General features: G+C 55.5%; 16 protein-coding genes and 1 pseudogene. 8 read left to right on the top strand and 9 right to left on the bottom strand.

Annotated elements, in window-relative coordinates:
- Positions 1–20 precede the first annotated feature (20 nt).
- From ACQ86N_RS27870 to ACQ86N_RS27845, 6 genes and pseudogenes are all read right to left on the bottom strand, one after another.
- Positions 21–533, bottom strand: coding sequence for a DUF5996 family protein (locus tag ACQ86N_RS27870; protein ID WP_431209907.1), 513 nt, complete (start codon positions 531–533; stop codon positions 21–23).
- Positions 534–743: 210 nt separating this feature from the next.
- Positions 744–1,499 carry an SDR family oxidoreductase gene (locus tag ACQ86N_RS27865; protein WP_431209906.1) on the bottom strand — a complete coding sequence of 252 codons (756 nt, stop codon included), beginning with the start codon at positions 1,497–1,499 and terminating at the stop codon, positions 744–746.
- A gap of 152 nt (positions 1,500–1,651) precedes the next feature.
- Positions 1,652–1,810, bottom strand: a complete 159-nt coding sequence (locus ACQ86N_RS27860) for a helix-turn-helix domain-containing protein (protein WP_431217624.1) — start codon at positions 1,808–1,810, stop codon at positions 1,652–1,654.
- Between the two features lie 337 nt (positions 1,811–2,147).
- Positions 2,148–2,582 (bottom strand): annotated as a pseudogene (locus ACQ86N_RS27855) (sigma-54 factor interaction domain-containing protein); the annotation flags it as partial.
- Positions 2,583–3,475: 893 nt separating this feature from the next.
- Entirely contained in the window at positions 3,476–3,880 is a 405-nt protein-coding gene (locus tag ACQ86N_RS27850) for a hypothetical protein (protein ID WP_431209905.1), read from the bottom strand.
- 14 nt (positions 3,881–3,894) lie between these two features.
- Complete coding sequence (locus tag ACQ86N_RS27845; protein ID WP_431209904.1) at positions 3,895–4,215, bottom strand: hypothetical protein; 321 nt, start codon at positions 4,213–4,215, stop codon at positions 3,895–3,897.
- Between the two features lie 160 nt (positions 4,216–4,375).
- Here ACQ86N_RS27845 and ACQ86N_RS27840 point away from each other — a divergent pair, with 160 nt between their 5' ends.
- Positions 4,376–4,678, top strand: a complete 303-nt coding sequence (locus tag ACQ86N_RS27840) for a hypothetical protein (RefSeq protein ID WP_431209903.1) — start codon at positions 4,376–4,378, stop codon at positions 4,676–4,678.
- A gap of 188 nt (positions 4,679–4,866) precedes the next feature.
- Here the strand turns inward: ACQ86N_RS27840 and ACQ86N_RS27835 are convergent, their stop codons facing one another.
- The 3 genes from ACQ86N_RS27835 to ACQ86N_RS27825 all read right to left on the bottom strand — a co-directional run bounded on the left by ACQ86N_RS27835 (position 4,867) and on the right by ACQ86N_RS27825 (position 6,460).
- A complete protein-coding gene (locus ACQ86N_RS27835; RefSeq protein WP_431209902.1) occupies positions 4,867–5,571 on the bottom strand; it encodes an epoxide hydrolase family protein in 705 nt (234 codons plus the stop codon).
- 219 nt (positions 5,572–5,790) lie between these two features.
- Positions 5,791–6,069, bottom strand: coding sequence for a hypothetical protein (locus ACQ86N_RS27830; protein WP_431209901.1), 279 nt, complete (start codon positions 6,067–6,069; stop codon positions 5,791–5,793).
- A gap of 127 nt (positions 6,070–6,196) precedes the next feature.
- Positions 6,197–6,460: an Lrp/AsnC ligand binding domain-containing protein gene (locus ACQ86N_RS27825; RefSeq protein WP_431209900.1), complete on the bottom strand. Its 264-nt coding sequence runs from the start codon at positions 6,458–6,460 to the stop codon at positions 6,197–6,199.
- Between the two features lie 145 nt (positions 6,461–6,605).
- Between ACQ86N_RS27825 and ACQ86N_RS27820 the strand changes: the two genes are divergently transcribed.
- The 7 genes from ACQ86N_RS27820 to ACQ86N_RS27790 all read left to right on the top strand — a co-directional run bounded on the left by ACQ86N_RS27820 (position 6,606) and on the right by ACQ86N_RS27790 (position 11,873).
- Positions 6,606–6,776: a hypothetical protein gene (locus ACQ86N_RS27820; protein WP_431209899.1), complete on the top strand. Its 171-nt coding sequence runs from the start codon at positions 6,606–6,608 to the stop codon at positions 6,774–6,776.
- Positions 6,777–6,780: 4 nt separating this feature from the next.
- Positions 6,781–7,260: an RNA polymerase sigma factor gene (locus ACQ86N_RS27815; protein ID WP_431209898.1), complete on the top strand. Its 480-nt coding sequence runs from the start codon at positions 6,781–6,783 to the stop codon at positions 7,258–7,260.
- On the top strand, positions 7,253–7,666 hold the full coding sequence (locus ACQ86N_RS27810) for a hypothetical protein (RefSeq protein WP_431209897.1): 414 nt from the start codon (positions 7,253–7,255) through the stop codon (positions 7,664–7,666). The genes ACQ86N_RS27815 and ACQ86N_RS27810 overlap by 8 nt, the downstream gene beginning before the upstream one ends.
- Complete coding sequence (locus ACQ86N_RS27805; protein ID WP_431209896.1) at positions 7,612–8,403, top strand: FecR family protein; 792 nt, start codon at positions 7,612–7,614, stop codon at positions 8,401–8,403. Before ACQ86N_RS27810 ends, ACQ86N_RS27805 begins: the two co-directional genes overlap by 55 nt.
- A 103-nt stretch (positions 8,404–8,506) precedes the next feature.
- Positions 8,507–9,583 carry a TonB-dependent receptor plug domain-containing protein gene (locus ACQ86N_RS27800; protein WP_431209895.1) on the top strand — a complete coding sequence of 359 codons (1,077 nt, stop codon included), beginning with the start codon at positions 8,507–8,509 and terminating at the stop codon, positions 9,581–9,583.
- On the top strand, positions 9,577–10,092 hold the full coding sequence (locus tag ACQ86N_RS27795; protein ID WP_431209894.1) for a hypothetical protein: 516 nt from the start codon (positions 9,577–9,579) through the stop codon (positions 10,090–10,092). The genes ACQ86N_RS27800 and ACQ86N_RS27795 overlap by 7 nt, the downstream gene beginning before the upstream one ends.
- 47 nt (positions 10,093–10,139) lie before the next feature.
- Positions 10,140–11,873 (top strand): TonB-dependent receptor domain-containing protein, encoded by a 1,734-nt coding sequence (locus tag ACQ86N_RS27790; protein ID WP_431209893.1) that lies wholly within the window; start codon positions 10,140–10,142, stop codon positions 11,871–11,873.
- Positions 11,874–11,884: the final 11 nt, after the last annotated feature.

Genomic DNA, 11,884 nt, shown 5'->3' with positions numbered 1-11,884 from the left:
TATACTGAAAACGGGTAAGGTTACATTCGAGATCCCGCTGCCAAGTGGCTTACTCTGGCGGCAGCGTCAAAAGTCGACTGCAGAAAACTCAGCGCCTGCCAATAGTTCAACATTTGACCGGAATCATACACCCGCTGCGCATGATCTTCGCCGAAAGCGGTCGTATCGGCAATCTCATTTGGCTTTGGGTATATCACGACCGGAATGTCCAGTTGCCCGAACTTTAGCATCAGCTCGTCATAGAAGGAGGCAATCGACCGCGGATAGAGGTCGACGGTCGCGGTTTGGCCCTCGCTGGTTGCTATCATCAGGCGGTTCCGAATGATATCGATATCGATCTGGAATATTCCGCGCGGATAGGGAACGCTGCCGGTGCTCAGGCCGGTGGCACTGACGTACAGCGTCACGTGCCATGAGTGGTTGATCCAGGGCATTTGCCGAAGCTGGATCTTGCCGACGATCTGCGTCCATAATTGCATCGTTTCCAGTGTCAGTTTTAGCTGGTGGTAGTCCAGTTCCGGCCATGAGTTCATGATAACGACATTTGAGGTGATTATGAGGTTATTTTTAAAAGGTCTGCCGGCTGTTGCCTTGTCGTGTTGTTGACCGGTTTTCGCCTGGATGGTGCGCCGGCGTGGGGATATCCATATGCACGAACGGATGGAAAGTGCACTCCCGTTACAACCGCCTCGACAAACTGACACCCGTCATCTTCGTCGCAACAGCTGGCAGACCGTAGTTCGTTAAGCATGCTGTTTCTGATAGTCCAGCCATTTTTCGAAATCGATGGTTCCGAGTCTTGCCGGCCCCGCCGGTACGAGCGCGGTATCGGTGATCTGCGCGCCATAGTAGCGGGCGTGGTCGTTGGGTACTACTTCGCGTTTGTCGCCGGTGGCTTCGAGGAATCGTGTGATCGGTTGGGGCATGGTGAATTTTTCGGGACCCGCTATTTCGAAAATGCCGTTGATGGGGGGCGCGAGGGCGGCTTCGGTGACGAAGGAAGCGACGTCCTCCGCGGCGATCGGCTGGAACTGGACGTTGGAGGCGTGGACGATATTGCCTTCGGTGGCCTGGTCGGCGATGCCTTTGATAAACTCGAAGAACTGGGTGCTGCGGAGAATGGTGTAGGGCACGCCGGATTGGACGATCAGGTCTTCCTGTGCCTTTTTTGCCCGCATGTACCCGCTGTCCTGCATCGAAAGAACTCCGACGATAGAAAGAGCCACGTGGTGCTTCACTCCGGCGCTGGTCTCCGCGGACAGCAGATTGTGGCCTGCGGTCTGGAAAAATTCCAGGACGGCCTTGTCCTCAAAGGAGGGAGAGTTGGCCAGGTCGATGACGGTGTCCGCGTCACGCAAGGCGCCGGCCAGTCCTTCGCCCGTGAGTGTGTTGATACCGGTATTTGGAGAGGCTGCGATGACATTGTGACCGCGGCTGCGTAATTTGGCGACCACCCTTGAGCCGATGAGGCCGGAACCTCCGATGACTACGATCTTCATGATTTGAATTTTGATTACGCTGATATAGACCAGGGCGATGCCAAAAAATCAATTTGTTGAGGATCAGTTATTTCGTGTAGTCGTGGTGAAAAATATCTAACGATATTTAGTGAAAGTCCGAACAAGTTTCCCAAATACAGGGGAATCAGTGACTACCGGACAGAAAAGTAATCGGCCTTTCCGATACCGAGTTTTTTCATTTTTGAATGGAGGGTATTTCCAGGGATTTGGAGGATCTCTGCCGCGCCGCCGGCGCCGGAAACTTTGCCCGCGCAGCGCTGCAGTACTTCGATGATATAGGATCGTTCCATTTCTTCGAGTGAGCGGTTTGCCAGCTGGGCCGGGTTTTGTTTGTCTGCCATCGCTCCCGACCTTGGGATCTGTACTTCCTGCAGGGTGTCGCCGGTCGCGAGCAGGACGCTGCGTTCTATCAGGTGCTCCATTTCGCGCACATTTCCCGGCCGGGTATAGCTGCGGAAGCTGCTGGATCGCCTTCGGCGAGATGCGTTTGATACTTCTGCCGGTGTTGCGGCCGAACTTTTCGACGAAAAAATTGGCGAGGGGTTCGATGTCTTCGGGCCGTTCGCGCAGGGGAGGGAGGGAGATGGGGAATACGTTGAGGCGATAGTAGAGGTCTTCCCTGAATTTTCCCTCGCTGACGGCATTTTCGAGGTTGCGGTTGGTCGCGGCGATCAGCCTGACGTTGACTTTGATCGTCTGTTTGCCGCCGAGGCGTTCGAGTTCGCGCTCCTGGAGGACCCGGAGTAGTTTGACCTGCGCCTCGAGCGGCATTTCGCCGATCTCGTCGAGGAACAGCGTGCTGTGGTCGGCCAGTTCGAATTTTCCGATGCGCCGGTCGATGGCGCCGGTGAAGGCGCCTTTTTCGTGACCGAACAGTTCGCTTTCGATGAGGTTGGCGGGGAGCGCCGCGCAGTTGACCTTTACCATCAATTTGTCCTTCCGCGATGAGGCGTTGTGGATGGCGCGGGCGATCAGTTCTTTTCCGGTGCCGGTCTCGCCGAGTACCAGCACGGTGGAATTGGTGGCGGCCACGACGGAGACGAGGTGATAGACGTCCTGCATGACCGGGCTGTTGCCGATGATCTCGGAAAAATTATTGACGGTCCTGATCTGTTCTTTGAGATAGACGTTCTCGTCTTCCAGCTGTTTCTTATAGGCCAGCAGTTTTTCGTTCGCCTGAATATTGGCAATGGCGATGGCGATCTGGGCGCAGATGCCTTTTGTCATCAGGCGACTTAGCCGGTCGGCCAGGATCCAGATAGTGCCGATATTCCTGTTGCCGGCGCGTAGGGGCAGGCTATACATATTCTTTAGTCCGGCGGCCTTCCAGAGGCGGGCGTATTCGTTGCCGCCCCTTATCTCTTCGTCGACGTTGAACACCAGTCCGTCCTTACTGGCCAGTACCCGGGAGGTATAGTGTTCTTCGACGGTGATTCGGGCTGCCGACATTTTATCATAGGCGGCCGGCGGAATCCTGAACAGGGTCCTGTCAAACATATAGGGCGACAGATGAATGCCGTCCTCGTCGATCACCCGGATCATGGCCAGTTTCGTATGCATGATCTTGTCGATCACGCGGAAGATCGCCTCCTGTAGTTCGGCTTTTGTGCGGACCTGTGTGATGTCGTAGCTGAAGTCGAGCAGGACGGCCTGCTCCTCTTGTTTTTGGCTTATCTGTTCGTTAGCGATAATGTTTGCCATGGCCATCGAGATCTGACTGCAAATGCCCTGTAGCAGGGGGACGTTGACTTCCTCCAGTCCCAGCCACAGGACGCCCAGATTAGTCTCGCCATTCCGCAGGCGTACGCCTACCAAAGTTTTTTGTCCTGCCCGCTGCCAGTATTGCAGATAGGCATAGTTGCCGCGCCGAACCTCTCTGTCGATATCGATGAACATGGGGATATTGCTGTCGAGTACGCGGCGGTGGACGCCGTCATCGATGGGGAAGCTGGTCTTTATGAGGTGTTCCAGGTCTTTTTGTCCATTTTACTGGCGCCAGGCTGCCAGATATAGGCACTGTGGGTTGCGCCGTCCTCATTGATCCTCCGGATGACATAACCCTTGATGGCGTTCATTCTGGTCAGTGACCTCCGGATGGCTTCGGCCAGGTCGTCCTTTGTCCTCACTTTGGCGATATCGCTGCTGAGATCGAGCAGGAAGGATTTCTCCTTCTCTTTGCTGAGGATCTCTTCGTTCATGAGGATATTGCATACGGCGCCGGAGAGCTGTGGTGCGATACGCTGCATCACATTCCTGAACTCCGGCGTGAAACTACCGGGCCGGTCGGTGTGGAGATGGATAAATCCTAGCGGCTGGTCCTCTCTCATCAGCCTTGTCATCAGGATCTCCCTGGTCCCCATTTCATAGTTGGCTTTCAGGAAGGGGGACTTTGGGGGCCGGCCATTATGTCCGCCAGCTCGAAGGAGATGGGGGCGTCCGACTGCAATACTGCCTGGATGAATGGTTCATTTAAAGTGAAATGAGATCTTACCAGGTCGTTGTAGATGGCGTGCTCCCGGATCGGCGAGTTTTGGTGGTCCAGCAGGAATGCGAAATAGGTCTCGTCTTTTTTGTCGATAAGGGTGATGATGGAGTGTGTGAAATAGAAAAGGCTTTTGATCCGCTGGGAGAAGAGAGCGAGGAGGTCGTCTTTGTCGCGGACGCTGGTGATGTCGTTGCCGAGGTCCAGGAGCATCTTTTGTTCCTGTTCGAAGTGTGGCCCTGGACAGGGCGGGTGTTTCCGGCTCCGCTGGTATCGCCTTTTTCATACGCGAAATTAGATAAATTATCGCAGGGGCCGGAAGGCTGCGCGCATTTCTTCTGTGAACAATTGGGGTTGTTCCCAGTGCTGCGAAGTGGCCGCCTTTGTCGACTTCGTGGAAGTAGATGAGGCTGGGGTAGCATCGGCGGGCCCAGGACTCCGGAGCGCGGTAGACGTCTTCGGGGAAGACGGTGATGGCGACGGGGATCTTTATCTCTGTGGTTCTTTCGGCTGCCGAGCTGAGGACGCTTCTGCCTTTGTTCTCCCAGTAGAGGCGGGCGGCCGAGGTGCCGCTCCCGGTGAGCCAGTACAACGTGAAGTCGTCGAGGACGTCGTCCTTTGTCGGCAGCTGCTGCGGGTTGTCGCCGTAGGACAAGGCCGAGAAGCCGGGGCGTAAAAGGAGGAAGCCGGCGAGGCCCACCGGGGAGTCGTCGAGGCCGTAGCCTTCGCCCTGCGGCCTTGCCGAGAGCATCACGAAATAGGAGGATGCGCCGCTTTTTTTGTAGGCGATGAGGGCGTCATAGGTAGCCTTTTCTTTTTCGGAATATTCCGCAGGCGCGGGTACTCCTTTGCCGATGGTTGCCTCTACGTCCGGGGGAGGGCTGCGGGTAGACTAATGTGGATGGCTTTGAGGCCGGCGGGCGCCAGTCGTCCCATGGAGTTGGTTACCGCGGAGCCCCAGTCGCCGCCCTGGGCGACGTAGCTGGTATAGCCGAGGCGGGTCATGAGCGTCCCCAGTGCCATCGCGATGCGGTCGGAGTCCCATCCGGTGGTAGTTGCTTTTCCGGAGAAGCCGTAGCCGGGGAGAGCGGGGAGGACGACGTCGAAGGCGTCTTCGGCCTTTCCGCCATAGGCCACCGGGTCAGTGAGGGGGGCGATGGTTCGCAGCATCTCGAATACCGAGCCGGGCCAGCCGTGTGTGATGATCAGGGGCATGGCATTCTTTTCTTTCGAACGGACGTGGATGAAGTAGATGTCTATCCCGTCGATACTGGTCGTGAACTGGGGCCACGCGTTGAGTTTTGCCTCGGCTTTGCGCCAGTCGTAGGTGGTGCCCCAATATTTGGCGAGGGCCTGGAGCCGGTCGAGTTTTACGCCCTGGGAAAAATCCTGTACGGTCTCTTTGTCCGGCCATCGGGTTGTAGTTATCCGTTGTTTGAGGTCTTTTAGTTCTGATGTGGGGACCTGGACGTGAAATGGTTGGATGGTTTGGGTCTGTGCTGCTGCGGTGGTTAGGAAGAGTGCTGTGGAGGCGAATGCCTTTTGCAGTGTGGCCATGGTGTTTATCATTTAGAATGGTTTATGTCGAGTGAGGGAGGTGCACGAGCTACGACGGGGCGGCAGGGGATTGCGTGACCTGGATCACTATTTTGTGGGAAAGGGCCATCACTTTGGGTGACGGCCCCGGTAAAGGGTAATGTCCCTTCCTGGAGGACGTTATAATCGACCTCGATATTACCTTATATGGCTTTTGAGTAAATCGTAAAGGGATGGATGGTTGTTTGTGCTTTATCGGGTGAACTTGTTTTCGTCGAGTTCGGTGAGGTTGATCGAGATATAGCCCAGGCCGAAGTAGGGAAATGTTTGGAGCTGGGTAAGGGCTTCTTCCTGGGAGGGGCTGTGGATGATCAGCCAGAAATTGCCGGCGTCGAGTTGTTTGTAGTATTGATAGATGAGGCCGGATTCGAAGAGTTGTTTGAAGCGTTCGGATTCCTGGGAGGCGTAAGGGGCGACGATATCGTCGGTAATCCCGGGGGTTCTTTTGACGACGGCTATGAAGCGTTTCATGTAATTTATTTTTGGCTAAGTTACGGCGGGGTTTTGTGAGGATTGTGTGACCTGGATCACAATAGCAGGACGGGTGCTCCCGGGGCCGGGGGCAGCGGGAATTGGGGTAAGGCCGGCGGGACCTGGGTTAAGGCCGGCGGGACTCGCCGAGGACGAAGGTAGTGATGACGCTGGCGATGTTGGGGAGGGCGGAGAGGCGGGTGTTGAGGAAGGCGTCGTAGGCTTCGATGTCGCGGATGGATATTTTGAGGAGGAAGTCGGCGACGCCGGTGATCCGATAGCATTCCATGACCTCGGGAAAGTGGATGACTTTCTTCTCGAAGGATGTCAGCATGGTGTTGGAGTAACACTTCAGTTTGACAGATGTGAAGGCAATCGTTGTCGGGGCCATGTTACCAAATGTAGGCGTAGTGGGCGGTATGACCGAGGCGTGGCGTTTTTTCCGTAAAATATTCGGGTTTTGCCTCTTTGATCGAGATATTTTCCGGCGCGTGGATATCGGCGCGCCCTTTTTTTGCATTATTTTTAGGGGTTCTATGCGCCTGGATGCCGATGCTGAACGCGTTTTGTTATTGGAGGTGTCCCGGGGAGAGGTTAGGGCTTTCCGGGAACTGGTGGACCACTATTGGTGGCCGGTGTATTATAATGTACTTACATTGACGAGGAATACGGTGACGGCGGAGGAGTTGACGCAGGACATTTTTTAAAACTATGGGAGAAGCGGGAGCAGCTGGCGGAGGTGAGGGATTTTATGAGCTTTGTGTATGTGGTGGGAAGGAATCAGGTGTTGTCGGCGATGAAGAAGAAGATCGTTGGGACCGAGCCTTTTTGCCGGAGGACCTGGCAGAGACGAATCATTTACCCGAACTGTCGCTGGAATATAAAGAGACCTGGCAGACGGTGCTGAGGGCTATCGAGGCGATGCCGGCGAAGCAGCAGCAGGTGTTCCGGATGAGCCGGATCGAAGGGCTGACGAATAATGAGATCGCTGAGCGGACGGGTTTGAGTCTTTCGGCGGTGAAGTGGCATATTGTGGCCGGACTGAATACCCTCCGGATGTTTTTGGCGGCCCAGGGACCGCCAGTGAGAAAGGGCCCCAGGACCGCCCGTGAAAAAATCTTTAATTTTTTTAAAACTGACCTATCCAGGCGCCCCATAAGGGCGTCTTATAGTATATACCGTTATGTCTGAAAAACTCATATCAGAACAGGAGACAAGATTGCGCCAGTTGTTGGAGGCTTTTTTGAGCGGAGAGCTCAGGGCCGAGGACAGGGACGAATTGACGCGCGGACTCGACTCGCCAGAGGGAGAGGAACTGATTAAGAATATCATGGAGAGGAGGGTGGAAGAGGAGCCGGTGTCGGGGGGACTCGAGGTGAAAGCGGCTTTGGACCAGTGGCTCGACGAGCGGGTGGTTGCCCCGACCCCGGCCCTCGCGCCGGTGCGGACGATGCGCAACTGGTGGTGGGGTGTTGCGGCGGCGGTGCTGATCGGTATAGTGGGGGGTATCTTTTGCTGCGGCCGGGTAAGGAGGCGGGCCTGGTGGCGGGGAGGTATAAGAACGATCTGGTTCCGGGACGGGATAAGGCGGTGCTGAAGCTTTCGGACGGGAGGGAGGTGGAGCTGAACGGGACGGTATCGGGCGGCATCGCCAACCAGGACGGAGCGGCTATCACCGAAGACAACGGGTGGCTGAAGTACTCGGCCTCGGGCGAGGCGCACTATAATGATCTCTATACGCCGGTGGGAGCGCAGATAAAAGTCGTGCTGGCTGATGGGACGAAGGTCTGGCTGGATGCGGGGTCGAGCATCCATTATCCGACGGCATTCCCTTCGGGGAACAGGGAGGTGACGATCACGGGTCAGGCGTATTTCGAAGTAGCGGCGAATGCCCGTCAGCCCTTTATCGTTCACGCGAAGGACCAGACCATCCGGGTGTTGGGAACGCATTTCAATGTGAATGCTTATGGTGCGGCTGCGGCGAAGACCACGCTGGAACAGGGTAGTGTGTTAGTGAGTTCGGGTTCCGCGGAGGTGAAGCTGGAGCCGGGTCAGCAGACTGAGGGAGGGATAGTGAAGAACGGGGTCGATCTGGAAGAAGTGTTGGCGTGGAAGAACGGGGAGTTCCGGTTCAACGGCGCTTCGATCGCCGTTATCATGGATCAGCTGGCGCGGTGGTATGGAGCGGAGGTTCGGTATAAGGACGATATCAGGGAGGAGTTTGTGGCGAAAATCCCGAGGAATGTACCGATCTCGAAGGTGTTGAAATACCTGGAGGCGACGGGGCAGGTGAAGTTCGCTATCGATGGAAATGTCATTACAGTTATGAGATAACCTGCTTATGAATAAAAAAGCCGGCAAGTGTTACGAGCACCTGACGGCTGGAGGAAATAACAAAAAGAGGGCTTTCTATTATTAACCTAAACTAACTAAAGCTATGCAGAAAACTGCAGACGGCAAAGTCGTGCCGTTCCCAAAATTTAAACTGCTGATCATCATGAAATTGACAGCAATCTTTCTCCTTGTAGCCCTGTTGAGGGTAAGTGCAGAAGGTGTAGTTGCCCAGACCATCTCCCTGCATGTCAGGGCGAGCCCGATAGAAAAGGTGTTCGCCGAAATTGAAAACCAGACCCATTACAGTTTCATCTACGGCAAGAAATTATTGTCGACGGCGTCCCCGGTGAGTGTCAGCCTTGACAATGCGCCACTGGAGGCCGTGCTGAAGGCTATCTTCGAGAACCAGCCCCTCTCCTTCAAGATCACCGACCGGCAGATCATCGTCGCTGCGAAAGTAATGGTCAATGCCCCTGCCGGGGTTCTGCCGCCGACGCCGACCTCCCTTACCGTCCATGGCCATGTTGCTGACAGGGATGGCTACCCGATGCCTTCGGTTTCCGTAGTGATACCCGGCACGCCGCTGGGCACCATGACCAATGCAAAGGGAGAGTATGTCATAAGATCGGCGCCCGAGAATGCGGATCTTGTCTTTTCGTATGTCGGATTTGCGGAGCAACGGGTGCATATCAACGGTCGTCAGGAGATCAGTATCGTCCTGCTGCCCATTCAGGACAAGCTGGATGAAATGGTTATCATCGCCTATGGGAAGACGACGCGGCGCCTGAATACCGGGTCTGTCGTCTCGGTGAGCGCCGACGTGATCGAGAAGCAGCCGGTACAAAACGTGATGGTTGCGCTGGAAGGCCGGGTTTCGGGTGTGCAGGTCGCGCAGAACAACGGCGTGCCCGGCAGCAATACACAAATGCAGATACGCGGGCAGGGGTCGTTGAATTCGGGGACGATCCCTCTGTATGTTATAGACGGCGTTCCCTATACCAATTTCAACGGGGGCCAGCCACCGCAAGACAACCTCGACGCCTGGGGGATCTCGGGCGCCAACGGCGGCACGAGCCCCTTCAGTTCGATCAATCCCAGCGATATCCAGAGCATTACCATCTTAAAGGACGCGGATGCCACGGCTATCTATGGGGCCGGGGCGCCAATGGCGTTGTGCTGATCACCACGAAGAAAGGAGGTGTGGGTGGATCGAAGGTCAGCGTCAATGTCTATTCGGGAATAGGAAAAGTAGCGCACTGGATACCGATGCTGAATACGCAGCAGTATCTCTCCTTGAGAAGGGAGGCCTTCAAAAACGACGGGGTAAATCCGGCGACCGCTCCTTCGAGGCCCTACGATCTGCTGGACTGGGATCAAAATGCGTATACTAACTGGCAGAAATTCCTGATCGGGGGTTCGGCCCACTCGTCGAATGCGGAGGTTGCCTGGTCCGGAGGCAACGCGAATACTTTTATCGTCTTAGCGGGGCGTTCAGGCATGACGGTACGGTATATCCGGGAGACTGGCGGGACAACCGCGCTACCACGAGATACAGTCTGGACCATCATTCGGCGGACGGCCGGTTTGGATTTTCTTTCTCTACCAGTTTCGCCTATGAGAATACGAGGCTTCCCTACAAGGATATTTCCGGGTCCTACACCCTGCCGCCGAATTACCCCTCGAAACTGAAAGATAGCACGGGCCGGCTGGTCTGGTACCCCGGATTTACTAATCCGTTGTCAAATCTGCAGCAGCCCTATAGCGCGATAACGACCAATCTCATGGGGAATTTTTCCATCCACTATACGGTGTTGCCCGGGCTCGACCTGAAACTCAGCAGCGGGTATACCAACGTACTTCTGGATACGAAGGCGGCGGTGCCGGCCACGGCGCTGAACCCCTCGTCCAACCCGGTGAGCTCGGCGTATTTTTCCACCAATAAGGCGCAGAATTGGATCGTAGAACCGACCGTTAGCTACAACCTGAAAATGGGGGAGGGCAGGATGAGTCTCCTGGCCGGGGGCACATTTCAACAAAATATTTCGCAAACGACTTCGACGAAGGGGACCAACTACAGCAGTGATCAGCTGCTGGGATCGCTGGTAGGTGCTGGACTGATCACGAGCTATTTCCCGAACTACGCCCAGTATAATTTTAGTTCGGTGTACGGCCGGTTCAACTACAGCTGGGCCAACAAGTATGTCCTCAACGCGACGTTCCGCAGGGATGGCTCCTCGAGGTTCGGAGCGAACAACAGATGGGGCAATTTCTGGGCAGTGGGCGGCGCGTGGGTATTCTCCGAAGAGTCTTTTGTAAAGAATAATCTTTCGTGGATGAGTTTGGGCAAGCTGCGTGGCAGCTATGGCCTTACCGGGAATGACCAGATACCCGACTATCTCTATCTATCCCTCTATTCAGTGCTCAGAAATCCCTACCTGAATCAGGCGGGTCTGTATCAGGTGAGCACCCCCAACCCCGATATTCAGTGGGAGACGGACCGCAAGCTGGAGTTCGGGCTGGAACTGGGCTTTCTGAAAGACCGGATCATGCTGACCGCGAATTACTACCGAAACCGCAGCGGTAACCAGCTGAGCTATATGAGTCTTCCGACGCAGACGGGTTTCAATGCCTACCAGGCGAATATTCCCGCGGTAATTCAGAATACCGGCGTTGAACTGGCCATCGAATCGAAGAATATCGTTCACCGGGATTTTCAGTGGACGACTTCGTTCAATATCACCCTCCCGTCCAACAGACTGATCAGCTATCCCAATCTGGCTCAGTCCTTTTATGCCAGCACCTATATCGTCGGCCAGCCGGTCAATCTGACCCGACTGTATCATTATACGGGCATCAATCCCCAGACCGGGGCGCCGACCTTCGCGACGAAGAGTGGAAGCGGTGTTCCCGACTATAACACGGACCGGATCGTCGCGCCGGTCGGGACACCGTATTTCGGGGGGATGAGCAATGACTTCACGTACAAACGGTGGACGCTGGGTTTCTTTATACAGTGGTATCACCAGAAGGGCTATACGAACGGCAGCTACAATTCGGCGATCGGGTCCAGCATGGCCAACCTGAATATCTCGGTGCTGAACAGGTGGCAGCAGGCGGGAGACGCGAATAAGCTGTTCCCTGGAGCCTCGGCTACACCCGGCGCGCCGATCTACAATGCATATAGCTATTACTATGGGAGCTCAGACGCGTTCTGGGGTGACGCATCGTGGCTGAAGCTGTCAAATGCGTCCCTGGCCTATAGTTTCGGCGAAAAGTCCGTGAAGCGTATGGGGCTGGGTATGCTACGTTTTTATGTGCAGGGGCAGAACCTTTTGCTGCTGAACAAGAACAAGTATCAGCTGGACCCGACGACGACCGTCCCGGGCGGGCCTTCGGGTCTCGGAAACGGCCGCTATCCCGCGGTTCCGCCGTTGCGAACCATTGTTGTGGGTCTTAATCTTTCATTTTAAAATCTGGCGTC

Source organism: Puia sp. P3, from assembly GCF_050632245.1.
GTDB lineage: Bacteria > Bacteroidota > Bacteroidia > Chitinophagales > Chitinophagaceae > Puia.
The sequence above is the reverse complement of the archived record's forward strand: the minus strand, read 5'-3'. Positions and strand labels throughout refer to the sequence as shown.